The sequence below is a fragment of the Streptomyces sp. NPDC090442 genome (assembly GCF_044769405.1).
Classification (GTDB): Bacteria; Actinomycetota; Actinomycetes; order Streptomycetales; family Streptomycetaceae; genus Streptomyces.
In genome coordinates, this window is sequence record NZ_JBIVXW010000012.1 from 16,761 (window position 1) to 41,005 (window position 24,245).

17 protein-coding genes are annotated in these 24,245 nt (G+C 74.1%); 11 read left to right on the forward strand and 6 right to left on the reverse strand.

Going from position 1 to position 24,245, the window contains the following annotated elements:
* Positions 1-40 precede the first annotated feature (40 nt).
* Together npdG and ACIQU6_RS11295 are read left to right on the forward strand one after the other, a co-directional pair.
* A complete protein-coding gene (npdG, locus tag ACIQU6_RS11290) occupies positions 41-772 on the forward strand; it encodes an NADPH-dependent F420 reductase (protein ID WP_403481371.1) in 732 nt (243 codons plus the stop codon).
* 110 nt (positions 773-882) lie between these two features.
* Positions 883-1,101 (forward strand): hypothetical protein, encoded by a 219-nt coding sequence (locus ACIQU6_RS11295; RefSeq protein WP_403481372.1) that lies wholly within the window; start codon positions 883-885, stop codon positions 1,099-1,101.
* Positions 1,102-1,114: 13 nt separating this feature from the next.
* Here the strand turns inward: ACIQU6_RS11295 and ACIQU6_RS11300 are convergent, their stop codons facing one another.
* Entirely contained in the window at positions 1,115-1,921 is an 807-nt protein-coding gene (locus ACIQU6_RS11300) for a site-2 protease family protein (RefSeq protein WP_403481373.1), read from the reverse strand.
* A 201-nt stretch (positions 1,922-2,122) separates the two neighbouring features.
* Between ACIQU6_RS11300 and ACIQU6_RS11305 the strand changes: the two genes are divergently transcribed.
* Positions 2,123-5,467, forward strand: coding sequence for a BTAD domain-containing putative transcriptional regulator (locus ACIQU6_RS11305; RefSeq protein WP_403481374.1), 3,345 nt, complete (start codon positions 2,123-2,125; stop codon positions 5,465-5,467).
* A gap of 53 nt (positions 5,468-5,520) precedes the next feature.
* Here the strand turns inward: ACIQU6_RS11305 and ACIQU6_RS11310 are convergent, their stop codons facing one another.
* The 3 genes from ACIQU6_RS11310 to panB all read right to left on the reverse strand — a co-directional run bounded on the left by ACIQU6_RS11310 (position 5,521) and on the right by panB (position 8,388).
* The gene (locus ACIQU6_RS11310; protein ID WP_403481375.1) at positions 5,521-6,351 is read right to left on the reverse strand and encodes an ABC transporter permease; all 831 of its coding nucleotides are present in this window, start codon (positions 6,349-6,351) and stop codon (positions 5,521-5,523) included.
* Positions 6,348-7,388: an ATP-binding cassette domain-containing protein gene (locus ACIQU6_RS11315; RefSeq protein WP_403481376.1), complete on the reverse strand. Its 1,041-nt coding sequence runs from the start codon at positions 7,386-7,388 to the stop codon at positions 6,348-6,350. Before ACIQU6_RS11315 ends, ACIQU6_RS11310 begins: the two co-directional genes overlap by 4 nt.
* Positions 7,389-7,482: 94 nt before the next feature.
* Positions 7,483-8,388, reverse strand: a complete 906-nt coding sequence (gene panB / locus ACIQU6_RS11320) for a 3-methyl-2-oxobutanoate hydroxymethyltransferase (RefSeq protein ID WP_403481377.1) — start codon at positions 8,386-8,388, stop codon at positions 7,483-7,485.
* Between the two features lie 212 nt (positions 8,389-8,600).
* Here panB and ACIQU6_RS11325 point away from each other — a divergent pair, with 212 nt between their 5' ends.
* From ACIQU6_RS11325 to ACIQU6_RS11340, 4 genes are all read left to right on the forward strand, one after another.
* On the forward strand, positions 8,601-10,232 hold the full coding sequence (locus ACIQU6_RS11325) for a DHA2 family efflux MFS transporter permease subunit (RefSeq protein WP_403481378.1): 1,632 nt from the start codon (positions 8,601-8,603) through the stop codon (positions 10,230-10,232).
* Complete coding sequence (locus ACIQU6_RS11330; RefSeq protein ID WP_403481379.1) at positions 10,229-10,894, forward strand: TetR/AcrR family transcriptional regulator; 666 nt, start codon at positions 10,229-10,231, stop codon at positions 10,892-10,894. Before ACIQU6_RS11325 ends, ACIQU6_RS11330 begins: the two co-directional genes overlap by 4 nt.
* A 328-nt stretch (positions 10,895-11,222) precedes the next feature.
* Complete coding sequence (locus ACIQU6_RS11335) at positions 11,223-12,143, forward strand: endonuclease/exonuclease/phosphatase family protein (RefSeq protein ID WP_403481468.1); 921 nt, start codon at positions 11,223-11,225, stop codon at positions 12,141-12,143.
* A gap of 193 nt (positions 12,144-12,336) precedes the next feature.
* Complete coding sequence (locus ACIQU6_RS11340; protein WP_403481380.1) at positions 12,337-13,590, forward strand: MFS transporter; 1,254 nt, start codon at positions 12,337-12,339, stop codon at positions 13,588-13,590.
* Here the strand turns inward: ACIQU6_RS11340 and ACIQU6_RS11345 are convergent.
* Both ACIQU6_RS11345 and ACIQU6_RS11350 read right to left on the reverse strand, forming a co-directional pair.
* Positions 13,562-15,316 carry an NAD+ synthase gene (locus tag ACIQU6_RS11345; protein ID WP_403481381.1) on the reverse strand — a complete coding sequence of 585 codons (1,755 nt, stop codon included), beginning with the start codon at positions 15,314-15,316 and terminating at the stop codon, positions 13,562-13,564. The two genes, ACIQU6_RS11340 and ACIQU6_RS11345, sit on opposite strands and share 29 nt — an antisense overlap.
* Positions 15,317-15,429: 113 nt before the next feature.
* On the reverse strand, positions 15,430-17,373 hold the full coding sequence (locus tag ACIQU6_RS11350) for a multicopper oxidase family protein (RefSeq protein ID WP_403481382.1): 1,944 nt from the start codon (positions 17,371-17,373) through the stop codon (positions 15,430-15,432).
* A 467-nt stretch (positions 17,374-17,840) separates the two neighbouring features.
* Between ACIQU6_RS11350 and ACIQU6_RS11355 the strand changes: the two genes are divergently transcribed.
* From ACIQU6_RS11355 to ACIQU6_RS11370, 4 genes are all read left to right on the forward strand, one after another.
* A complete protein-coding gene (locus ACIQU6_RS11355) occupies positions 17,841-18,602 on the forward strand; it encodes a DUF998 domain-containing protein (protein ID WP_403481383.1) in 762 nt (253 codons plus the stop codon).
* Between the two features lie 35 nt (positions 18,603-18,637).
* Entirely contained in the window at positions 18,638-19,486 is an 849-nt protein-coding gene (locus ACIQU6_RS11360) for an alpha/beta fold hydrolase (protein WP_403481469.1), read from the forward strand.
* 310 nt (positions 19,487-19,796) lie between these two features.
* Positions 19,797-21,158: a type I glutamate--ammonia ligase gene (gene glnA, locus ACIQU6_RS11365; RefSeq protein WP_274916014.1), complete on the forward strand. Its 1,362-nt coding sequence runs from the start codon at positions 19,797-19,799 to the stop codon at positions 21,156-21,158.
* A gap of 52 nt (positions 21,159-21,210) precedes the next feature.
* Positions 21,211-24,234 (forward strand): bifunctional [glutamine synthetase] adenylyltransferase/[glutamine synthetase]-adenylyl-L-tyrosine phosphorylase, encoded by a 3,024-nt coding sequence (locus tag ACIQU6_RS11370; protein WP_403481384.1) that lies wholly within the window; start codon positions 21,211-21,213, stop codon positions 24,232-24,234.
* The last annotated feature ends 11 nt before the right edge of the window (positions 24,235-24,245 follow it).

Consider the following 24,245-nt stretch of genomic DNA (forward strand, 5'->3'; position numbering starts at 1 on the left):
CGCCGCGAGGGTCGGACCGCGGCGTGACAGTATCGCTGTCATGACTACTTCTGACGCTGCTGCGACCCCGTCCGACGCCGTGAAGCCGGCCGCCCGCGACCCCTGGGACCTGCCCGACGTCTCCGGCCTGGTGATCGGCGTCCTCGGCGGCACCGGCGACCAGGGCCGCGGCCTGGCCTACCGGTTCGCCCGGGCCGGCCACAAGGTGATCATCGGCTCCCGGGCCGCCGAGCGCGCCCAAGCGGCCGCCGCGGAGCCCCTGTTGGGCGGCCTGGGCGTGGAGGGCGCCGCCAACGCCGACTGCGCGCGGCGCAGCGACGTGGTGATCGTCGCGGTGCCCTGGGAGGGCCACGCCAAGACGTTGGAGGCGCTCCGCGAGGAGCTGGCCGGCACGTTGGTGATCGACTGCGTCAACCCGCTCGGCTTCGACAAGAAGGGCGCCTACGCGCTCAAGCCGGAGGAGGGCAGCGCCGCCGAGCAGGCCGCCGCGCTGCTGCCGGAGTCCCGGGTCACCGCCGCGTTCCACCACCTCTCCGCGGTGCTGCTCCAGGATCCGGAGATCGCCGAGATCGACACCGACGTGATGGTGCTGGGCGAGCGCCGGGCCGACACCGACGTGGTGCAGGCGCTGGCCGGCCGCATTCCGGGGATGCGCGGGGTCTTCGCCGGCCGGCTGCGCAACGCCCACCAGGTCGAGTCGCTGGTCGCCAACCTGATCTCGGTCAACCGCCGCTACAAGGCGCACGCCGGGCTGCGGGTCACCGACGTCTGAGCCGTCCGCCGGGCTCCCCCGCCCGCAGCGGGCGGGGGAGGGGGCGGCGCGAGCGCCGCGGGGCATTTGGGACACTGGTGCCGACCGTACGACCGACAGGAGCCGACCCCATGCCCTCGCTGCCCCCGCCCGGACCGGACCGGCGCCTCGCGCTGCTCTCCCTCGCCGTGTGCCTGCTCGCCGCCGCCGCGGCGGTGGTGTCCTTCGTCCGGGGCAGCTTCGTGGGCATCGTGTGGGTGCTGATGGCCGGCGTCTCCAGCAACATGGCGTGGTTCTACCTGCGCAAGGCGAAGCTGGCGCGGGCCCGCCAGGCGGAGGCGTCCGGCTGACCCGCCGGGGTCCTCACCCCACGCCACCGACCTGCGGCACCTGCGGCTCGCCCTGCCAGAAGCGGAAGAACTCCTGGCCCCAGTAGGTGTCCCAGGTCGGTACGCCCAGCCCGTGCAGGACGGTGTGCACCAGATCGAAGAAGACCTGGTTGACCTCCGGGATCCACAGCAGCCCGAAGACCACCAGCATCCCGAACGGCGCGAACGGCTCGACCTGGCGCCGCAGTCCGCGGGACAGCCACGGTTCGAGCACGCCGTAGCCGTCCAGCCCGGGCACCGGCAGGAAGTTCAGGATCGCCGCGGTCACCTGGAGCAGCGCCAGGAACGCCAGCGCGTAGCGGAACGGGTCCGGGATGCCGTCCAGGGCGCCCAGCCAGAACGGCGCGCTGATCACGACCGCGAAGAGGACGTTGGTCAGCGGGCCGGCGGCCGAGATCAGGCTGTGCCGCCAGCGGCCCCGGATCCGGCCGCGCTCGATGAAGACCGCGCCGCCCGGCAGCCCGATCCCGCCCATGATCACGAAGAGCACCGGCAGCACGATGCTCAGCAGCGCGTGCGAGTAGACCAGCGGGTTGAGGGTCAGATAGCCCTTCGCGCCGACCGTGAGGTCGCCGCCGTGCAGCGCGGTGCGGGCGTGCGCGTACTCGTGCAGGCACAGCGACACCACCCAGCCGGCGACCACGAACAGGAAGACTGCGAAGCCGGTGTTGGCCGCGAGCGTGCCGCTCCACACCGCCCATCCGGAGACCGCGAGGACGGCGACGAGCGCGAGGAAGACCGGATGGACGCGGCGTTCGGCGCGCGGTACGGCGGTGGTCATCGGTGCGGGGCTCCAGGGTCGTTCGGGGGCGGGATCCGGCCAGGGGCCGGGCGGGCCGTCCCCGACCGTATCCGCGGTGCGGCCGTCGGCGCACGGGCCGCGGCGATCGGCCGCCCCGGGGGCGGGACGGTGAGGGCGTCCGGTTCCCGCAAAACGCGGCTCGGTACGCGGGGAGTTCCGGCGGCGGGCGACAATGTCCCGGTGCGCTACGGAATTCTCGGCACCACCCAGGCCGGCCGGGCCGACGGTACCCCCGTCGTCCTCGGTGGCGCCCGGCTGCGCGCGCTGCTCGCCGCGCTCGCGCTGCACCCCGGCCGGGCGCTGCCCACGGACGCCCTGATCGTCGACGTCTGGGGCGCGGACCCGCCGGCCGACGCCCCCGGCGCCCTCCAGGCGCTGGTCGGCCGGCTGCGCCGCGCCCTCGGCCGGTCCGCGATCGCCTCCGTCGACGGCGGCTATCTGCTGTCCGCCGAGCCGGACGCGGTGGACCTGCACCGCTTCGAGCGGCTGACGGCGGAGGGCGGCCGGGCGCTGGACGCCGGCGACCCGGCCCGGGCGGCCGCCCTGCTCGACGAGGGCCTGGCCCTCTGGCGCGGCCCGGCCCTGGTGGACCTGCCCGACGCGGCCATGGAGGCGGCCCGCGCCGAGAGCCGCCGGCTGGACGCCCAGCGGCTCCGGCTCGCCGCCGACCTGGAGCTGGGCCGGGCCGCCGCGGCGCTGCCGGCGCTGACCGCGCTCTGCCAGGACCGCCCGCTGGACGAGCCGCTCCAGGTGCTGCGGCTGCGCGCGCTGCGGGACGCGGGTCGCTCCGCCGAGGCGCTCGCCGCCTACGAGGAGATACGCACCGGCCTCGCCGACCGCCTGGGCGCCGACCCCGGCCCGGAGCTGCGCGCCCTCCACGCCGAACTGCTGCGACCCGACCTCGCCGCGCCGCCCCCGGCCCCCGCGCCGCCCCCGGCCGCGCCCGCCCCGTCACCCGCCGCCGCGCCCCTGACCGGCAACCTCCGGGCCCGTCTCACCTCCTTCGTCGGCCGGGAGCAGGACCTGGCCGCGCTCCGCGGCGACCTGTCCGCGCACCGGCTGGTGACGCTGCTGGGCCCGGGCGGCGCCGGCAAGACCCGGCTCTCCCAGGAGGGCGCCGAGACCGCCGCGGCCGCGCTGCCGGACGCCTGGCCGCACGGCGTCTGGCTGGCCGAGCTGGCGCCGGTGGACGATCCGCGGACGGTGCCGGAGGCGGTGCTGACCGCGCTCGGCGCCCGCGAGACGGTGGTCCTCGGCACCACCGCCGACGGGCTGCGGCACGCCTCCGACGTGACGGACCCGCACGCCCGGCTCGCCGAACACTGCACCGGCCGCCGGATGTTGCTGGTGCTGGACAACTGCGAGCACGTCATCGACGCCGCCGCGGAGCTCGTCGAGCGGCTGCTGACCGCCTGCCCGGGCGTGACCGTGCTGGCCACCAGCCGGGAGCCGCTGGCCGTACCGGGCGAGGTGGTGCGGCCGGTGGAGCCGCTGCCCGACCCGGTGGCGCTGCGGCTGCTGGCCGACCGCGGGGCCGCCGCCCGTCCCGGCTTCGACGCGGCGGCCGACGCGGAGACCGCGGCGGCCTGCGCGGAGATCTGCCGCCGGTTGGACGGGCTGCCGCTGGCGATCGAACTGGCCGCCGCCCGGCTCCGGATGATGACACCCCGTCAGATCGCGGACCGGCTCGACGACCGCTTCCGACTGCTCACCACCGGGAGCCGCACCCTGCTGCCGCGCCAGCAGACCCTGCGCGCCGTGGTGGACTGGTCCTGGGACCTCACCGACGCGCCCGAACGGGCGGTGCTGCGGCGGCTGTCGGTCTTCGCCGGCGGCTGCGAACTGACCGCCGCCGAGGAGGTCTGCGCGGGCGACGGCGTCGCCGCCCACGAGGTCGCCGGGCTGCTCGGCTCGCTGATCGACAAGTCGCTGGTGGTCGCCGCCCCGGGGAACGGCGACGGCACCGGGCAGATGCGCTACCGGCTGCTGGAGACGGTGGCCGAGTACGCCGGCGAGCGGTTGGACGAGGCCGGCGAACGGGCCGCCGTGGAGCGCCGCCACCTGGTCGCCCACCGTGAACTGGCCCGTACCCTCGACCCGTTGCTGCGCGGCCCGAAGCAGCGCGGCGCGATCGACCGGCTGGAGCTGGAGCACGACAACCTGCGCACCGCGCTGCGCCGCGCCATCGCCGCGGGCGACGAGCAGGAGGCGCTGTGCCTGGTGCTCTCCCTGCAGTGGTTCTGGTCGCTGCGCGACCACCGGGGCGACGCCCGCACCTGGGCCGTGGCCGCCGGCGAACTGGGCCCCAACCCCTTCGTCGCGCCGGTCGAACCGGCCCCCGACCTGTATGTGCAGCCCATCGACGCGCCCCCGCCGATGCCCCCCGAACTGCTGGTGGAGGCCCGCCGCCAGGTCCGGCTGGTGGCGCTGTCCGCCATGGACAGCGACCTGGAGGCGCTGCGCCGCCCGGACATGCAGCAGGAGCTGTCCGGGATCATCGCCGCCTACCGGGGCGGGATGCCGCAGACCTGCAAGGTGCCCGGGGTGACGTGGTACTACGCGGTGCTGATCGACGGCCGCTGGGAGGAGCTGGCCGAGATGGTCGACGTCGCCGTCGAGGCGTGCCGCGGCCACGGCTACGACTGGGAGTTGGCCTACATCCTGCAGATGCGCTCGAAGGTGCTCAACGACCATGCCGGCGGCCTGGACCAGGCGGTGCAGGACGCCGACGAGGCGCTGCGGATCTTCCTCCGGCTCGGCGACGCCTGGGGCGCGGCGGAGGCGCTGGCGGGGCGCGGCGAGAGCGCCGAGAAGCGCGGCGACTTCGACGCCGCGGCGCGCGACTACCGGGCGGCGATGGTGCACGCCGAGGATCTGGGCGCGCACGGCCAAACCCTGGTGCTGCGGGCCCGGTTGGGCGCGGTGATGATCGAGGACGGCCGGCCCGAGGACGGCGAGCGGCTGCTGCGGGAGGTGCTGGCCGAGGCGGAGGACCGGCACAGCGGCCGGGACGCGGTGCCGTTCACCCGCATGACGCTGGCCATGTGGTTGCAGGTGGCCGGGCGCACCAAGGAGGCCCGTCGCGAACTCCTCCTGGTGCGGGACGCGTTCGCCGCGCACGGCCCGGACATCTTCCGGGGGGTGCTGGAGGGCTCGCTGGTCTCGCTGGACGTGGACGAGGGGCAGCACGGTCCGGACCTCCTGGTCAGGGCGCGCAGGGCGATCGAGCTGACCCGGGACCCGCTGGCGCAGATCGTCGCGCCGGACCTGCCGCTGGTGCAGTTGCTGACCGCCGCCCGGGCGCTGCTGGCGGTGCGCGGCGCGGACGCGGCGTGGGACGCGGCCCGGCTGGTCGGCGCCTACGAGGCGGGGCGGGCCCGCTCGCACATGGTGCCGCGGATCATCCGGGACGAGCGCGCCCGCACCGAGGCGGCCGCCCGCGCGCTGCTCGGCGACGCGGCGTACGCGGCCGCGCTGGCCGAGGGCGGCGGGCTCTCGCTGGACGAGGCCACCGCCCTCATCTGACGCGAGCCGGGCGGGCGTCGACCGCCCGCGGGAGGCCCCCGCGGGCGGTTGCGTCAGGTCTTGGTGCGGAACTTCCGCACGGCCAGCGGCATGGTCACGGCGGTGATGGCGACCGCCCAGCCGAGTGTGATCAGCGCCGGGTGGGCCACCGCGCCGTGGCCGTTGATCAGCGCGCGGGCCGCGTCGGCGAGGTTGGACAGTGGGTTGACCTTGGTGAAGCCCTCCAGCCAGCCGGGCATCGACTGCGTCGGCGCGAAGATCGACGAGCCGAACTGGAGCGGCATCAGCACCAACATCGCCATGCCCTGCACCGCCTGCGGGGTCTTCACGCTCAGCCCCAGCAGGATGAAGATCCACATCAGGGCGGCGCCGAAGAGCGTGGACAGCGCGATCGCGGCCACGAACTCCAGTGCCGAGCCACGTATTTCCAGGCCCAGCACGAAGCCCATGCCCAGCAGGATCGCGGTGGCCAGCAGCATCCGGCCGACCTCGACGACGATCTTGGCGATCAGGACCGAGGACCGGGCGATGGGCATCGTCCGGAAGCGGTCCATCACGCCCTTGCGGAAGTCCTCGTTGACGCCGGAGCCCACCGCCATGGCGATGTTCATGCCCATCATCGCCATCATGCCGGGCACCAGGTACTGCACGTACTCGTGCTGGTTGCCCTTGCCGGCGATGGCGCCGCCGAAGACGTAGACGAACAGCAGGATGAAGATGACCGGCATCAGGAGCGCGTCGAAGAGCGTCTCCGGGTCGTGCTTGATCTGCACGAGGTTGCGCCGGGCCAGCGCGCCGATGTGCCGCAGATTGCTGCGCAGGCCGATCCGGCCCTCGTCGGTCGTGGATCGGGCGGCGCCCGTCGTGATCGTGGCGGCGCTCATGCCCCCACCTCCGCGTACTGCTCGTGCTCGTCGGACGGCTGTGCGTCGTCCGCTTCGTCGGTCCCGCTGCTCTTCTGGCCGGTGATGGCCAGGAACACCTCGTCCAGGCTGGGCAGATGGGTGCTGATGCCGGCCAGCGCGAAGCCGTGGGCGCCGAGCACCCCGACCACCGCGGTCAACTGCTCGTCGCTGAGGATCGGCACGTTGACCACGCCCTCGGCGTGGTCGGCGGTGGCCCCGCCGACGCCGTCCAGGCCGGCCTGGACCAACGCGCCCGTCATCCGGTCCAGTTCGCCGGTGTCGGCCGGCCGGATCTGCAGCGTCCGCCCGCCGACCTTGGCCTTCAGCTCCTCGACCCGGCCCTCGGCGATCACCCGGCCGCGGTCGATCACCGCGAGCTCGTGGGCGAGTTGCTCGGCCTCCTCCATGTACTGGGTGGTCAGCAGGACGGTGGCGCCCTCGCGGACCATCCGCTGGACCTCCTCCCACACCTCGTTGCGGGTGCGCGGGTCCAGGCCGGTGGTCGGCTCGTCCAAGTAGAGGACCGAGGGGCGGCCGATCATCGAGGCGGCCAGGTCGAGCCGGCGGCGCATGCCGCCGGAGTACTTCCCGGCCGGTCGCTTGGCGGCCTCGGTGAGCGAGAACCGCTCCAGCATCTCGTCGGCGCGGGCGCGGGCGTCCTTGCGGCCCAGGTCGAGCAGGCGGCCGATCATGTAGAGGTTCTCGAAACCGGAGAGCTTCTCGTCGACCGAGGCGTACTGTCCGGTCAGGCCGATCCGGCGGCGCAGCGCGCGGGGTTGGCGCACCACGTCGCAGCCGGCCACCACGGCGCGGCCGGCGTCCGGCACCAGGAGGGTGGACAGGCAGCGTACGAGGGTGGTCTTACCGGCGCCGTTCGGGCCGAGCACACCGAGCACGGTGCCCTCCTGCACGTCCAGGTCCACCCCGTCGACGGCCTTCACCTCGCCGAAGTGCTTGACCAGACCGCGCACCTCGACGGCGTTGCCGCCCCTGGTGGTCTTCGTCTGTCGCGTCATGCCCCCCACAGTGCCAGGCACCACCGACAACGCACCGACAGGCCGCCGACAGCCTGTGGACAACGGCGGTCGGCGGCCTGTCGGCCGGACTCCTCTAGTGGAAGGTGTGCTCAGCGGCGGGGAACGCGCCGCCGACCACGTCCTCGGCGAACTCCTTGGCCGCGCCGCCCAGCAACTCGCGCAGGTTCAGGTACTGCTTGACGAACTTCGGCACCCGGCCCGCGGTGAGGCCCGCCATGTCCGTCCACACCAGCACCTGGGCGTCGCACTCGGCGCCGGCGCCGATGCCGACGGTGGGGACGTGCAGCGAGCGGGTCACCTCGGCGGCCAGCTCGGCCGGCACCGCCTCCAGCACCACCGCGAACGCCCCGGCGTCCTGCACCGCCTTGGCGTCCCGCAGCAGCTGCTGGGCGGCCTCCTCGCCGCGCCCCTGGACCGGGTAGCCGCCGTAGGCGTGTACCGACTGCGGGGTCAGCCCGACGTGCGCCATGACCGGGATACCGGACGCGACCAGCAGCTCCACCTGGTGCGCGGAGCGCTCCCCGCCCTCCAGCTTGACGGCGCCCACCCCGGCCTCCTTGACCAGCCGGGTGGCGCTGCGCAGTGCCTGGACCGGGCCCTCCTGGTACGAGCCGAACGGCAGGTCGGCGACGACCAGGGCGCGGGTGGTGCCGCGGACCACCGCCGCGGACAGCACGGTGATCTCGTCCAGCGTGACCGGCACGGTGGACTCGTAGCCGAGGTGGCAGTTGCCCATCGAGTCGCCGACGAGCAGCACCGGGATGCCGGCGTCGTCGAAGACCGAGGCGGTCATCGCGTCGTAGGCGGTGAGCATCGGCCACTTCTCGCCGCGCTCCTTGGCGGCGGCGATGTCGCGGACCGTGATCCGCCGCGAACGGGTGCCCCCGTAGAGGGACTTGGGGTTCTCCCTGCCGGCCTTGGCGGCGGGCTCCTGGGATGCCCCCGTGGCCGGTTTCCGGGCAGGCGAAAGCTGCGTCATGGTGACGGCTCCTGTTTCCTCATCTCGAAGCACCCTGACGGTGTCTCCGGACTCCCGTCCATGCTGGCACGGCCCGCCCGGGGCGCAAAAGGGGGCGGTCGGAGCGGCCGGTCCCCCCGCAGGTCGGGGGCGTTCCCGCGAACCGGTGGCGCCTCCCGACGCCCCTGTCGATACGGAACGGTTCCGTATCGGAAGCGGCGTATGGTGGCGCCATGGCCACCTCACCGACGCCACCCGACGCACCCGGCGCTCCAGCGGCCCCCCGCATCTCCGAGCACATCCATCGGCGGCGCTGGGTGATCCTCACCGTCCTGATGCTCAGCCTGCTGATCGTGGTGCTGGACAACTCGATCCTCAACATCGCGATGAAGACCATCGCGACCCCGGCCCCGCACGGCCTCGGCGCCACCCAGAGCGAGCTGGAGTGGGCGATCAACGCCTACACGCTGGTCTTCGCCGGCCTGCTGTTCACCTCCGGCCTGCTCGGCGACCGCCTCGGCCGGAAGAAGGTGCTCCTCTTCGGCCTGGCGGTCTTCGGCACCGGCTCGGTGCTCGCCGCGGTCTCCTCCTCGCCAGCCCAACTCATCGCCTTCCGCGCCCTGATGGGCCTCGGCGGCGCCTTCGTCATGCCGGCCACCCTCGCCATCCTGATGAACGTCTTCGAACGGGATGAGCAGCCGCGGGCGATCGGCGTGTGGGCCGGCGGCGTGGGGGTGGCCATCGCCGTCGGCCCGATCGCCGGCGGGCTGCTGCTCGACCACTACTGGTGGGGCTCGGTCTTCCTGATCAACGTCCCGATCGTGCTGTTCGCGCTGGGCGCGATGGTGGTCCTGGTGCCCGACTCCAAGGACCCCGCCCCCGGGCGGCTCGACCCGCTCGGCGTGCTGCTCTCGGTGGTCGGCCTGGTCCTGCTGGTCTACGGGATCATCAAGGGCGGCCAACTCGCCGACTTCACCGACCCGGTGGTGCTGGCCACGGTCCTGTCCGGCCTGGTGGTGCTGGCCGGCTTCGTCGTCCACCAGAAGCGCAGCGACCACCCCTCCATCGACATCGGCTACTTCCGCCGGCCGGCCTTCTCGGCCGCGGTCACCGCCATCGCGCTGGTCTTCTTCGCGCTCATGGGCGTCACGTTCTTCATCGTCTTCTACGTGCAGAGCGTGCGCGGCTACAGCCCGTTGGAGTCGGGGATGCTGATCCTGCCGCTGGCCGCCGCGCAGTTGATCTTCGCGCCGCGGGCCCGGCTCGCGGTGGACCGGTTCGGCGCCCGCGCGGTGTGCACCGCCGGCATGCTGGTGGTGGCCGTCACCATGGCCGGGATGCTGCTGCTGGGGAGGACCACCCCGATCTGGGTGCTGGAGGCGCTGTTCTTCTTCCAGGGCACGGGGATGGCGCACATCATGCCGCCGGTCACCGTCACGATCATGCAGTCGCTGCCGCGCGAGAAGGCCGGCTCCGGCTCGGCGCTGAACAACATCTTCCGGCAGGTCGGCGGCACCCTCGGCGTCGCCGTCCTGGGCTCGCTGCTGTCCACCAGCTACCGCACCGGTATCCAGGGCGCCCTCGACGCGCTGCCCGGCCTGCCCGGCCCGGTGCGGGACGCGGCCGGCGAGTCCATCGAGGCCACCCTCGGCCTCGCCGCCCGGCTGGACCCGGCCCTCGCCCACCCGCTGACCGCCCGGGCCGACGACGCCTTCCTGCACGCCATGCACGTCACCGCGCTGGGCTCGGCGGGCGTCTCGATGCTCGGGGCCCTGGTGGTCGCCACCTTCCTGCCGGGCAAAATGGCCCCGGCCCCGCATCCGACGGAGCCGCAGGACGGACGGAAGGCGGGCGCGGCGCGATGAAGGCGGCGGAAGACGGCGGGTCGGTGCGCGGGGCGCGCGCGGGGGCGCCGGCCCCCGCGCGCCGGGGCCGCCCGCGCAGCGCCGCCGCCGGCTCCGCCATCGTCGAGGCGGTGCTCCGCCTGATCGAGGACGGCGTCCCGATAGGGGAGCTGTCCATGGAGCGGATCGCCCGCGAGGCCGGTGTGGGCAAGGCCACGCTCTACCGCCGCTGGCCCGGCAAGAGCGCGCTGCTGCTCGACGTGATGCGGTCCCTGGACGCGCCCGACCCGCCGCTGCTGGGCCGCTCGGTCCGCGAGGACCTGGTGGCGCTGCTGGAGTTCTGGCGCCACCGCGGCCTGGCCAAGCGCAGCTCCGCGGTGCTGCGCACGGTCGTCAGCCACGTCGGGGCCCAGCCCGAGCTGTGGACGGAGTACCACGAGACGGTGGTCCGGGCCCGACACGAGGCACTCATAGGGGTGCTGCGGCGCGGGATGGCCACCGGGGAGGTCCGTACCGACCAGGACCTGGAGACCCTCGCCGACCTCTTCGTCGGCCCGATGCTGGCCCGCGCCCTGCTGCGCGAGTGGCGGGAGCTGCCCGAGGGGTTCGCCGAGGCCATCGTCGACACGGTGCTGGAGGGCGTCCGGCCCCGTCCCGCGCCGCCGGACGCGAAGGCCGGGTGACCCTGGGCGGGGGGGCGTGTGACCGGACCATGCCCGTTCTGTCACAGCCGCCGTCACGAAGCGCCGATCCGGAACCCGGGGCGTCGGACGGCCCGTCATCCCCTACGGAACGTCAAGGCGGGTCCGGCGGCACGCGGATCTAAGAGAGCGTTTCACCGCCATCGCCTAGGGTCGATGATCACAGGTGAGGCGCACCGGAGCAGGGCGGCAAGGCAGTGAGGACAACACAATGGCGCAGGCGTACGTGACGCAAGCGGGACAGGGCCAGGGGCCCGAGCGAGCCGGCTCCCGGCCGGGGCGCCTGCGCAACTGGTGGCGCAGGGAAGGGATGTGGCGCCGCGGCATCATCCTGGCGGTGCTCGCGGTGACCCTCGGGCTGGCGATGGTGTTGCACGCCCGGATCCCCAACACCGTGGGAAATCTGGGCAGTTTGCTGGAGACCTTCCTGCCGTGGCTGGGGCTCGGCGTCCCGCTGCTGCTGCTCTGCGCGCTGTTGCGCCGCTCGGCGACGGCGCTGGTGGCGCTGGTGCTGCCGGCCGTCGCGTGGGTCGCGCTCTTCGGCGGGCAGATCACCGACAAGTCCGGCACCGGCGGCAACCTCACCGTGCTCACCCACAACGTCGACGCCGGCAACCCCGACCCGGCCGGCACCGCCCGCGACATCGTGGCCTCCGGCGCGGACGTGGTGGCCCTGGAGGAGCTGACCAGCAAGGCGCTGCCCACCTACCGCGCGGGCCTGGCCGCGGCCTACCCGTACCACACGGTGCAGGGCACCGTCGGCCTGTGGAGCAAGCGTCCGCTGGCCGATGCCCGCCCGGTGGACATCAAGATCGGCTGGGTCCGGGCGCTGCGCGCCACCGTCACCGCCGCCGACGGCCGCCAGATCGCGGTCTACGTCGCGCACATGCCGTCCGTGCGGGTCCACGTCGACAAGGGCTTCACCGCGAACCAGCGGGACGGCAGCGCCCGGGCGCTCGGCGAGGCGATCGCCGCCGACCCGGTCCGCCAGGTGATGCTCCTCGGCGACCTCAACGGCACCATGAACGACCGCTCGCTGGCCCCGCTGACCTCCCAGCTCCGCTCCGCCCAGGGGGCGGCGGGCGACGGCTTCGGCTTCAGCTGGCCGACCGACTTCCCGATGGCCCGGATCGACCAGATCCTGGTGAAGGGCATCGACCCGGTCAAGGCGTGGGTGCTGCCGGCGACCGGCAGCGACCACCGGCCGGTGGCGGCGACCCTGAAGGTCTGAGGAGCGCGGCCGGGCGAGAGGCCCGCGTCGGTCGGACGTCCCCCGGGACGTCCCGCCGACGCGGGCTTTTCACATGCCGTTTTCGCGTCGGAATACTGGGCCTGGGACACTTTGTTCCGTACTCGAACTTAGGCGTTCGGCGCAGAACGCCCGCGCGGTGCACCGCGCACCCCCCGACCCCGAAAGGTTCTCCATGCCCTTGGCTCTGCTCGCGCTCGCGATCTCGGCCTTCGGTATCGGCACCACGGAGTTCGTGATGATGGGCCTGCTGCCCGACGTCGCGCACGATCTGGGCACCTCCGTGCCCACCGCCGGCTACCTCGTCTCCGCCTACGCCCTCGGCGTCGTCATCGGCGCCCCGCTCCTGACCGCCCTCGGCTCCCGCGTGCCCCGCAAGCGGATGCTGGTGGCGCTGATGGCGGTCTTCACGGTCGGCAACCTCGCCTCCGCCCTGGCCCCCACCTTCGGCCTGCTGGTCGCCGGCCGGCTGCTGGCCGGGCTGCCGCACGGCGCGTTCTTCGGCGTCGGCGCGGTGGTCGCCGCGCGGATGGTGCACGAGGGCCGCCGGGCCCGCGCGGTGGCGACCATGTTCCTCGGCCTGACCATCGCCAACATCGTCGGTGTGCCCGCCGCCACCCTGCTCGGCCAGCACCTCGGCTGGCGCGCCACCTTCCTCGTCGTGGCCGTCATCGGCCTGGTCGCGATGGCCTCCCTGGCCCGGCTGATCCCGCCGCTGCCCGCCGAGGCACGCACCGGCCTCGGCGGCGAGCTGCGCGCGCTCGGCAACCGCCAGGTGCTGCTCGGCCTGCTCACCACCGTCTTCGGCTTCGCCGGGGTCTTCGCCGTCTACAGCTACCTGGCGTCGATGATGACCGAGGTCACCGGCTTCGCCGCCGGCACCGTCCCGGTGGTCCTGGCGCTGTTCGGCATCGGCATGACGCTGGGCGCGCTGGCCGCCGGGCCGCTCACCGACCGGGCGCTGCGCCCCACCCTCTACGCCGCCCTCGGCGCGCTCGCCGTCGTCCTGACCGTCTTCCACTTCGTCGCGACGGTGAAGTGGGCGGCGCTGGTCAGCATCGTCCTCATCGGCGCGGTCGGCTTCCTGACCACCACGCCGCTGCAGATGTTGGTGATGAACAAGGCCCAGCACGCGCCCACCCTGGCCGCCGCCTCCAACCAGTCGGCGTTCAACCTCGCCAACGCCGGCGGCGCCTGGATCGGCGGCCTGGTCCTCTCGGCGGGCTGGGGCTGGACCTCGCCCACCCTGGCCGGCGCGGTGCTGGCCGCCGCCGGCCTGGTGGTGGCGCTGGTCGCCGGCCTGCTGGACCGCGGCGCCCCCGAGACCACCAAGATCGTGGCGCGCGGCGGCGAGGGCGAGCCGGGGCCGGCGGTTCCGGCCCGGGAGGCGGCGGACGCCGTCACGCCCCCTCTCGCCAGTGGTTCGTGATCGGCAGCCGCCGGTCCTTCCCGAAGCCCTTGGCGGAGATCTTGGTGCCGGGCGGGTACTGCCGGCGCTTGTACTCGGCGCGGTCCACCAGCCGCAGCACCCGGGTCACCAGCGCCGCGTCGAAGCCCTGCGCCACGATCTCCGCCCGGCCCAGGTCACGGTCGACGTACAGCTCCAGGACCCGGTCCAGCACCGGATAGTCCGGCAGTGAGTCGGTGTCGACCTGGCCGGGCCGCAGCTCGGCGCTGGGCGGCTTGCTGAGCGTGTGCTCCGGGATCGGCGGGGTCTGGCCGCGCTCGGCGGCGGCCCGGTTGCGCCAGTGCGCCAGCTCGTAGACGACGGTCTTGTAGACGTCCTTGATCGGGCCGTAGCCACCGACCGAGTCGCCGTAGAGCGTCGAATAGCCGCACGCCAGCTCGGACTTGTTGCCCGGCGCGAGCACCAGGTGCCCCTCCTGGTTGGAGATCCCCATCAGGATCGTGCCGCGCAGCCGCGACTGGAGGTTCTCCTCGGCGAGCCCGGTCAGCCCGAGCGCCCCCAGATAGGCGTCGAACATCGGCCCGATCGGCACCGTGCGGAAGTGCAGCCCCGTACGGCGGGCCAACTCGGCGGCGTCGTCCAGGGAATGCCGGGAGGAGTAGCGCGAGGGCATCGCCACCGCGTGCACCTGCCCGGCGCCCAGCGCGTCGCAGGCGAGCGCGGCCACCAGCGCGGAGTCCACCCCGCCGGACAGCCCGAGCACCACGCTGCCGAAGCCGTTCTTGGCGACGTAGGCGCGCAGCCCCACCACCAGCGCGGTGTAGACCTCCTCCAGGTCGCCGAGCCGTTCGGCGACCCCGCCCGCCGTCTGCGGCGGGTACGGCGCCAACTCCTGGGCAGAGAGCACCACATGGTCCACCCGCAGCCCGTCGTCCAGCACCCCGGACGGCGGCTCGGGCGCCCCGGCGGGCAGCTCCAGATCGAGCAGCACGCACCCCTCGGCGAACTGCGGAGCCCGCGCGATCACCCCGCCCTCCCGGTCGACGACGATCGAGTCGCCGTCGAAGACCAACTCGTCCTGACCGCCCGTCATCGCCAGGTACGCGGTGGTGCAGCCGGCCTCCTGGGCCCGCTTGCGGACCAGCTCCAGCCGGGTGTCGTCCTTGTTCCGCTCGTACGGCGAGGCGTTGACGGACAGCAGCAGCCCGGCGCCGGCGCTGCGCGCGGCCGGCACCCGCCCGCCCTCCTGCCACAGGTCCTCGCAGATGGCCAGCGCCACGTCGACGCCGCGGACCCGGATCACGGGCAGGGTGTCGCCGGGGACGAAGTAGCGGAACTCGTCGAACACGCCGTAGTTGGGCAGGTGGTGCTTGGCGAAGGAGAGCGCGACCGCGCCGCGGTGCAGCACCGCCGCCGCGTTCTGCGGCGCGCCGGCCGGCCGGCCGTAGCGGGGCAGTGCCTGTGCGCAGCGGTCGAGGTAGCCGACGACGACCGGGACGTCGCCCAGCCCCTCCGCGGCCAGCCGGCCGGCGAGTTCGGTCAGCGCGGCCCGGCTGGCCTCCACGAACGAGGCGCGCAGCGCGAGGTCCTCGACGGGGTAGCCGGTCAGCGCCATCTCGGGGAAGGCGACGAGGTGCGCGCCCTGGCCGGCGGCGTGCCGGGTCCAGTGCACGATCGTCTCGGCGTTCCGCGCGATGTCGCCGACACAGGAATCGATCTGATTGAGGGCGAGACGGAGTTGAGGCACCCCGCCAGTCTAATCGTCTTTCTGACGCGATGGGGGGTGCGACGCCGTGCCGCGGCCCCCCGCGACGACGTCACAGGGGGCCGCGGTGGGGATGGGGAACCCGGTCCCGGCGGTCACTTCCGCCGGTAGCCGAGGACCGTCATCATCCCGGACTCCGAGTGGTAGATGTTGTGGCAGTGCAGCATCCACAGCCCGGGGTTGTCGGCGTCGAAGTCCACGGCCAGGCGCTCACCGGGCCGCATGATCGTGGTGTCCTTGCGCGGCCCGCCGTCGGGGAGCGTGAAGCTGTGGCCGTGCAGGTGCATCGGGTGCCACATCTTCGTGCGGTTGCGGAACACCAACCGCACCCGCTCTCCCTCCCGGACCGGGTAGCGCTGTGACGGGGTGTACGGGCGCCCGTTGATCGCCCAGTTGAAGCTCCGCATGTTGCCGTTGAGCCGCAGGCTGATGGTGCGGTCCGGCCGCCGGCTCCGGGCCCGCACGCTCTCGCCCGCCCGGAGCCGGTCCGCGGTCATCAGCGGCCCCTCCAACTCCCTGGGGTGGGCCGACGCCTCCGGAGCCCGGCCGCTCGCGGTGCGCAGCACGGCCAGCGCGCTCTTGCCCGAACCCTTGCCGTCGGCGATGGCGACCAGCGGGAAGACCCCGGACCTGGCGGTGACCAGGACGTCGTAGCGCTCGGCCATGCCGATGAGCAACTGCTCGGCACGGGCGTGCTCCACGGGGTGGCCGTCGGTGTGCGTCACGGTCATGCGGTGCCCGCCCAGCGCCACGCGGTAGGCGGTGTCGCCGCCGGCGTTGATGAAGCGGATCCGGATCCGGTCGCCGGGCCGGCACCGGAAGGTCTCCGGCGCCCTCTTCGTGCGGCCGTTGATGAGGTGGTACGGGTAGTTCACGTTGCCGGGCATGCTGTTCAGCACGGTGCTGTGGCTGCTGTCGCTCAGGAGGCGGTTGGACCCGGAGTGGCCGCCGTGTCCCGGACCGTCGTCGCGGCGCGCTCCGCGGCTCGCCCGCGACGTGGGCACGGGCGCGGCGCGCACGGCCGCGCGGTCGCTGGTGCCGGGCAGCGGCACGTCGCCCAGGCCGACGTCGTGCAGGCTCTGGTTCGCCACCCCCAGGCCCAGGTCGCCCAGGCGCGAGCTGTCCACGTCGGGCACGAGCCGGTCGAGGTCCATGGTGGGCAGGACCGCGGGTCCCCAGCCGGGGGGCCTCGTCTCGCCGCCCGTGCTGTCGCGACCGTCGTGGTCGTGGCGCTCGGAACTGCTGTTGCTGTGCCCGGCGCCGTGGTCGTTCGTGCGCCCGTGGTCGGATCCGTGTCCGGCCATGGTGCCGTGCCCGCCTCCGTGGTCGGAGTCGTCGTTGCCGTGCATGGAGCCCCGGCCGTGGTTGAGCTCGTTCAGCACGGTGTCCGGGTTGGCGCCGTCCACCCCGTCGAGCCAGTCGTCCAGGACGACCACCCACTCGTGGTCGTATTCCAACGGCTCCCTGGGGTCGTCGATGATCAGTGGGCCGTAGAGCCCGTGGTCCTGCTGGACGCCGACGTGCGGATGGAACCAGTAGGTGCCCGGGTTGGGGGCCCGGAAGCGGTAGTGGAAGGAGTCGCCGGGTCTGATGGAGCGCTGGGTGATGTCGGGGACGCCGTCCATGTCGTTGCGCAGTCCGAGCCCGTGCCAGTGCACCGTGGTCGACTGCGGGAGGTGGTTGACGAAGGTCATCGACAGGGTGTCGCCCGCGGTGAGCCGGATCTCCTTGCCCGGCAGTTCGTCGCCGTACACCCAGGTGTCGACGGCCAGGCTGCCGAGGTCGATCCGGGCTCTCCGGGCCTCGACGTGCAGCCGGCGCACCCGCCCGGAGTCGTTGCGCCGGCGCTCGACGTCGGCGACCTCCGGGCCGCGCGGGTCGACATAGCCGCTGCCGCGTGAGGGGTCGTGGGCGCGCGGGGCGTCCGGGCGTGGGGTCGCGCTGGCGGTACCGGCGGACGAGGCCAGCAGGCCGCCGCCGGCGACCGCGATGCCCGCGCTGAGCAGAGCGCGTCTGGAGTGTGTGGAAGGAGAGTCCATGAGTTGAGCACCTCGTGGCGATGTCGGGGGACGGGGAGCGAGAGCGACCGCGGACGCCGGTAGGTGCGAGATCCGCCGGCCCGGCCTGACGGGGGCGCCACGGAGAGGCCGGGGCGGGGCCGAGTCGGGGGATCGTCGGGGAGGCCGTGCGGGTGGCGGGAAGTGCTCCGGCGCACTCAGCCGGCGGTCGGGTGCGGCCTGGTTGGCGCGGTGGCCGGGGATATCGGCCACCGGCCGCACGGTGGGCGACCGGGCCGGGCGGCGGCCCTGCGGTGATCACGCATCGCGCACCTCTCGACGGCCGGAGACCTGCACGGCGCACCCGGGCTCCCGGGACCCGCCCCGGAGGTGCCCCATCGCGCCGCGCTCGCCGCGCCCCGTGGACCGTCCGCCTATTCTTGGCCTTCCCCCGTCCCCGGCGAACCCGGCATTCCGGACGAACCGTCGGTTTCCACCCGAACACCAGGATGTCCGTGCGCCCGACCCGCCCCGCACCCGGTGCCCGTACGGCGGCCGCCGCCGTGCTGTTCCTCGGTGCGCTCGCCTATACCGCCTGGGTGCTGGAGCTGGTGATCGTCACCGGTCTGGACCCGGTGCGGGCGTACGTGAGCGAACTGGCAGCCGCGGACCAGCCGCTGGGCGGACTGTTCCGGGCCACCGACCTGGTCGCCGGGCTGCTGGTGCTCCTTGGCGCGCTGCTCGCGCTCGCCGCGACCCGGCGGCGGCCCTGGACGACCGCCGGCCTGGCCGCACTGGCCCTGTTCGGCGCCGCCACCGCGGTGGACTCCCGGCTGCCGCTGAGCTGCCCGCCCACCAGCGACCCGGTCTGCGCCGCCCGGGAGACCGCCGGGCTGGTCCCGGCCACCCACACCGCGCACGCGGTCAGCAGCACCCTGGCCATGCTGGGCGCGCTCGCCGCGCTGGTCCTGCTCACCGTCGCCGCCCGCCGGTACGGCCAGTGGCCCGCGCTCGCCCGCCTCGGCCCGGTGCTGGTGCTGGCCGAACTCGCCGCCACCGCCTGGACGATGGCCGAGATCGCCGTCCTCACCGCGGGCCGGGCGACCTGGGCGCTCGGCGTCGGCCAGCGCCTCCAGGTGCTGCTGGTCGCCGTCTACCTCGCCGTGCTCGCCGGCTGCCTGGCCCGCTCCGACACCGGGGACCGGACCGCACCTCCGCCCGTACCGACGCCGCGCCCTGCGGACCCGCCGCAAGGAGAACGAGCCCCGTGACCCGCCCCGCAGAACCCCGCCCCGCCCCCGGCCGGATGGTGCGCGTCGGCGGGCTGCCGCTGCACGTGCTGAGCGAGGGCCGCGGCCCCGTCGCCGTGCTCAGCGGCGGCCTCGGCATGGCCTGGTTCGACTGGGACGCGGTCGCCGCGCTGCTCGTCCCGCACCGCACCGTCGTCCGCTTCGACCGCCCCGGCCTGGGCCTGAGCGCCCCGGCCGACGGGCCGCCCGACCTGGCGGACGAGGCGGACCGGATCGCCGGGCTGTTGGACGCGCTCGGCCACCGGGAGCCGGCCGTCGTCGTCGGACACTCGCTGGCGGGCTTCCACGCCGAGGCGTTCGCCCGGCTGCACCCGGACCGCTGCGCCGGGCTCGTCCTCGTCGACGGCAGCGTCGAGGAGGACCCGCGGCCCCGACTGCCGCGCGCGGTGCGGACGGCGTGGGCCGGCGCGGTGGCCAGGGCGCTGTCGGCCGCCGGGATGCCGCGCGCCCTCGGGCCCGCCACCCGGCGACTGATCGGGCGCGCCACCACGGTCGGCAGCCACCCGCCGCACCCGTGGGAGGCCGCCGGCTACCGCACCAGCCGGGTCGTGCGCGCCTGCGTCCTGGAGAACGCCACCTACCCCTACCAGGCCGCCGACCTCGCCGCGCTGCGCACGGACCGCCCGCTGCCCGCCGTCCCGGTCGCCGTCCTCGCGGCCCACGACGGCGGGGACGGCGCCCGCGACCAGCGGTGGTTGGCCCGCCAGCGGGCGCTCGCCGAGCTGTTGGGCGGCCGCTGCACGGTCGCCGCCCCGGCCGGCCACCTGATGATGGCCGACGCCCCGGAGGCCATCGCCCGCGCCGTACTGGACCTCGCCGCCGACCCGGCGACCCCGGATCGCTGACGCCCCGCGCCGCCGCCCGCAACAACCGCCGGAAGAACCGCCGGAAGGGCAAGGAACGGGCCGCTCAATACCCGGTCAACGGCCCCCCACGCCGCCTCCAAGACTGGATCAAGCCGCACGGAATGTGGCCGTCGGCCGCGCAGAGCCGGCCTCGCACGGGGAAGATGCCTGGCGCGGGCGGACGGAGAACGGTTCTGATTCAGGCCAAGGGTGCGTAATGTGACGGTAACCCCCTGACGTGATACTGGTGGGCCACGACGCGATGATCCCCGCGTGGACAGGCCGAATGACCTGCAAGGATTGGTGAACCATGGACAAGCAGCAGGAGTTTGTGCTCCGGACCCTGGAAGAGCGCGACATCCGCTTCGTCCGGCTGTGGTTCACCGACGTCCTGGGCTTCCTGAAATCCGTCGCGGTGGCCCCGGCCGAGCTGGAGCAGGCCTTCGACGAGGGCATCGGCTTCGACGGCTCCGCGATCGAGGGCTTCGCCCGGGTCTACGAGTCCGACATGATCGCCAAGCCGGACCCGGGCACCTTCCAGATCCTGCCCTGGCGCGCCGAGGCCCCCGGCACCGCCCGGATGTTCTGCGACATCCTGATGCCCGACGGCTCGCCCTCGTACGCCGACCCGCGGTTCGTCCTCAAGCGCATCCTGGCCAAGACCTCCGACCTCGGCTTCACCTTCTACACCCACCCCGAGATCGAGTTCTTCCTGCTCAAGGACAAGCCGGTGGACGGCTCCCGGCCGATCCCCGGCGACTCCTCCGGCTACTTCGACCACACCCCGCAGAACGTCGGGATGGACTTCCGCCGGCAGGCCATCACCATGCTGGAATCGATGGGCATCTCGGTGGAGTTCAGCCACCACGAGGGCGCCCCCGGCCAGCAGGAGATCGACCTGCGCTACGCCGACGCGCTCTCCACCGCCGACAACATCATGACCTTCCGGCTGGTGATGAAGCAGGTCGCGCTGGAGCAGGGCGTGCAGGCCACCTTCATGCCCAAGCCCTTCTCGGAGTACCCGGGTTCGGGCATGCACACCCACCTCTCGCTCTTCGAGGGCGACCGCAACGCCTTCCACGAGTCCGGCGCCGAGTACCAACTCTCCAAGGTGGGCCGCTCGTTCATCGCCGGCCTGCTCCGGCACGCCGCCGAGATCTCCGCCGTCACCAACCAGTGGGTCAACTCCTACAAGCGCATCTGGGGCGGCGCCAACCGCACCGCGGGCGCCGGCGGCGAGGCCCCCTCCTACATCTGCTGGGGCCACAACAACCGCTCCGCGCTGATCCGCGTCCCGATGTACAAGCCCGGCAAGATGGGCTCCACCCGCGTCGAGGTCCGCTCCGTGGACTCCGGCGCCAACCCGTACCTGGCGTACGCGGTGCTGCTCGCGGCCGGCCTGAAGGGCATCGAGGAGGGCTACGAGCTCCCGGCCGGCGCCGACGACGACGTGTGGGCGCTGTCCGACTCCGAGCGCCGGGCGATGGGCATCGAGCCGCTGCCGCAGAACCTCGGCGAGGCCATCGAGTTGATGGAGCGCAGCGAGCTGGTGGCCGAGACGCTGGGGGAGCACGTCTTCGACTTCTTCCTCCGCAACAAGAAGCAGGAGTGGGAGGAGTACCGTTCGGAGGTCACCGCCTTCGAGCTGCGGAAGATGCTCCCGGTGCTCTGAGGCCGGACCACCCCCTCGGGTCCGCGCCGACCCGCCGTCGAGAGGCCGCGCCATGGCACTACCCGCTCCGCAGGGACGGCGGAGCAGCACCTTCACCCGGCTGTTGAGGCACGGTTTCACCGACCCCTCGGCGGCCGGGACGCTGCTCGACGCCCCCGAACTCGCCCCCGTACGCGACGACTCGGTGCTGCTGGAGGCGCTCGGCGGGACCTGCGACCCGGACCTGGCGCTGCGCGGCCTGGCCCGGCTGGTGGAGGCGCTCGACCCCGGGGAGCGGCAGGAGCTGCTGACCACCGTCGCGGCCGCCAAGCCGCTGCGCGACCGGCTGTTGGGGGTGCTGGGCGCCTCCGAGGCGCTCGGCGACCACCTGGCCCGGCACCCGGGGGAGTGGCGGTCGCTGGTCACCTACGAATCGGTCGATCTGCACCCCACCACCCCGGAGTTCGAGCAGGCGCTGGCGGACGGCATCTGGGACGGGCCGGGCGCCGACCGGCCGCGCGCGGACGCGCTGCGGGTCGCCTACCGCCGTTGCCTGTTGGGCATCGCGGCCCGCGACGTGTGCGGCACCATCGACGTCGCCGAGACCGCGGCCGAGCTCGCCGACCTGGCCACCGCCACCGTCCGCGCCGCGCTGGAGATCGCCTACGAGGAGCAGCCCGGCGACGCCGCCCAGTGCCGGCTGGCCGTCATCGGTATGGGCAAGTGCGGCGGCCGGGAGCTCAACTACGTCTCCGACGTGGACGTCATCTACGTCGCCGAGCCGCGGGAGGGCGCCGAGGAGGCCAAGGCGCTGCAGGCCGCGACCCGGCTCGCCTCCCGGATGATGCGGCTGTGCTCGGACAGCACCATCGAGGGCACCATCTGGCCGGTGGACGCCAACCTGCGCCCCGAGGGCCGCAACGGCCCGCTGGTGCGCACCCTGACCAGCCACCTCGCCTACTACCAACGATGGGCCAAGACCTGGGAGTTCCAGGCGCTGCTCAAGGCGCGTCCGATGGCCGGCGACCTGGCGCTGGGCCAGGAGTACGTCGACGCGCTGGCGCCGATGGTGTGGGACGTCGCCGAGCGGGAGAACTTCGTCGCCGACGTCCGCCAGATGCGCCGCCGGGTGGTGGCGAACATCCCCGTCGCCCAGGTGGACCGGGAGCTCAAGCTGGGCCCCGGGGGCCTGCGGGACGTCGAATTCGCCGTCCAGCTCCTGCAGTTGGTGCACGGCCGCACCGATGCCACGCTGCGCAGCGCCACCACCCTGGACGCCCTGGCGGCGCTCGCTGCCGGCGGCTACGTGGGCCGCCAGGACGCCGCCGCGCTGGACGCCGCCTACCGCTTCCTGCGCACCCTGGAGCACCGGATCCAGTTGTTCCGGCTGCGCCGCACCCACCTGATGCCGGAGGACGAGTCCGAACTGCGGCGCCTGGCCCGGTCGTTGGGGCTGCGCACCGAGCCGGTGGAGTCGTTGCGCCGGGAGTGGAAGTGGCACGCCCGCGAGGTGCGCCGGCTGCACGAGAAGCTGTTCTACCGGCCGCTGCTGGACGCCGTCGCCCACCTGGAGGTCGGCGAGGCCCGGCTGTCGGCGAAGGCCGCCGGGCACCGCCTGGAGGCCCTCGGCTACGCCGACCCGGTCGCCGCGCTGCGACACCTGGAGGCGCTGGCGTCCGGGGTGACCCGCAAGGCGGCCATCCAACGGACGCTGCTGCCGGTGCTGTTGGGCTGGTTCGCCGACTCCGCCGACCCGGACGCCGGACTGCTGAACTTCCGCAAGGTCTCCGACGCGCTCGGCAAGACCCCCTGGTACCTGCGGCTGCTGCGCGACGAGGGCGCCGCGGCGGAGAACCTCGCCCGGGTGCTGTCCGCCGGCCGACTCGCCCCGGACCTGCTGCTGCGCGCCCCCGAGGCGGTCGCCCTGCTGGGCGCCGCCGACGGGCTCCAGCCGCGCGGCCGGGCCGCCCTGGAGCAGGAGGTGCTGGCCGCGGTCGGCCGCGCGGACGGCGCCGAGGCGGCGGTGGCGGCGGCCCGCGGGGTGCGCCGCCGGGAGCTGTTCCGCACCGCCGCGGCGGACGTCATCGGCGCGCTCGGCACCGAGTCCAGCCCGGCCGACAGCGACCACGGCCACGCCGTCGACACGGTCGGCTCGGCGGTCTCCGACGTCAACGCCGCCACCCTCGCCGGCGCCCTGCGGGCCGCGGTCCGCGCGCAGTGGGGCGACACCCTGCCCACCCGGTTCACGGTGATCGGCATGGGCCGCTTCGGCGGCCACGAGCTGAGCTACGGCTCGGACGCCGATGTGCTCTTCGTCCACGAGCCGCGCGAGGGCGCCGACGAGCAGGAGGCCGCCAAGGCCGCCCACGCGGTCGCCAACGAGATGCGCCGGCTGCTCCAACTCCCCTCCACCGACCCGCCGTTGCCGATCGACGCGGACCTGCGCCCGGAGGGCAAGTCCGGCCCGCTGGTGCGCACGCTGGCCTCGTACGCGGCGTACTACCGGCGCTGGGCGCTGGTGTGGGAGGCGCAGGCGCTGCTGCGTGCCGAGCCGGTGGCCGGCGACGCGGAGCTGGGGGAGCGGTTCGTCGAGCTGATCGACCCGCTGCGCTACCCGGCCGAGGGCCTGGGCGAGGACGCGGTCCGGGAGATCCGCCGGCTCAAGGCCCGGATGGAGTCCGAGCGGCTGCCCCGGGGCGCGGACCCCACCACGCACGCCAAGTTGGGCCGCGGCGGCCTGAGCGATGTGGAGTGGACGGTCCAGCTGATGCAGTTGCGGCACGGCTGGGAGCTGCCGGGGCTGCGCACCACCCGGACCCGGGACGCGCTGGCCGCCGCGCACGCCGCCGGGCTGCTCGGCACCGACGAGGCCCGGACGCTGGACGAGGCGTGGGTTTTGGCGGCCCGGGTGCGCAACGCGGTGATGCTGGTGCGCGGCCGGCCCGGGGACACCTTCCCCGCGGACGGTCGTGAACTGGCCGCCGTCGGCCGCTACTTGGGCTACGAGGAGGGGCACGTCGGGGACATGGTCGATGACTACCGGCGGACCACCCGGCGGGCCCGCGCCGTGGTGGAGGAGCTGTTCTACGGGGGGTAGGGCCGGAGGCC

Bases quoted from the DNA above. Each gene is read 5' to 3' on its own strand.
- npdG (WP_403481371.1), top strand. From the start codon at position 41: ATGACTACTTCTGACGCTGCTGCGACCCCGTCCGACGCCGTGAAGCCG.
- ACIQU6_RS11295 (WP_403481372.1), top strand. From the start codon at position 883: ATGCCCTCGCTGCCCCCGCCCGGACCGGACCGGCGCCTCGCGCTGCTC.
- ACIQU6_RS11300 (WP_403481373.1), bottom strand. From the start codon at position 1,921: ATGACCACCGCCGTACCGCGCGCCGAACGCCGCGTCCATCCGGTCTTC.
- ACIQU6_RS11310 (WP_403481375.1), bottom strand. From the start codon at position 6,351: ATGAGCGCCGCCACGATCACGACGGGCGCCGCCCGATCCACGACCGAC.
- ACIQU6_RS11315 (WP_403481376.1), bottom strand. From the start codon at position 7,388: ATGACGCGACAGACGAAGACCACCAGGGGCGGCAACGCCGTCGAGGTG.
- panB (WP_403481377.1), bottom strand. From the start codon at position 8,388: ATGACGCAGCTTTCGCCTGCCCGGAAACCGGCCACGGGGGCATCCCAG.
- ACIQU6_RS11325 (WP_403481378.1), top strand. From the start codon at position 8,601: ATGGCCACCTCACCGACGCCACCCGACGCACCCGGCGCTCCAGCGGCC.
- ACIQU6_RS11330 (WP_403481379.1), top strand. From the start codon at position 10,229: ATGAAGGCGGCGGAAGACGGCGGGTCGGTGCGCGGGGCGCGCGCGGGG.
- ACIQU6_RS11335 (WP_403481468.1), top strand. From the start codon at position 11,223: ATGTGGCGCCGCGGCATCATCCTGGCGGTGCTCGCGGTGACCCTCGGG.
- ACIQU6_RS11340 (WP_403481380.1), top strand. From the start codon at position 12,337: ATGCCCTTGGCTCTGCTCGCGCTCGCGATCTCGGCCTTCGGTATCGGC.
- ACIQU6_RS11350 (WP_403481382.1), bottom strand. From the start codon at position 17,373: ATGGACTCTCCTTCCACACACTCCAGACGCGCTCTGCTCAGCGCGGGC.
- ACIQU6_RS11355 (WP_403481383.1), top strand. From the start codon at position 17,841: ATGTCCGTGCGCCCGACCCGCCCCGCACCCGGTGCCCGTACGGCGGCC.
- ACIQU6_RS11360 (WP_403481469.1), top strand. From the start codon at position 18,638: ATGGTGCGCGTCGGCGGGCTGCCGCTGCACGTGCTGAGCGAGGGCCGC.
- glnA (WP_274916014.1), top strand. From the start codon at position 19,797: ATGGACAAGCAGCAGGAGTTTGTGCTCCGGACCCTGGAAGAGCGCGAC.
- ACIQU6_RS11370 (WP_403481384.1), top strand. From the start codon at position 21,211: ATGGCACTACCCGCTCCGCAGGGACGGCGGAGCAGCACCTTCACCCGG.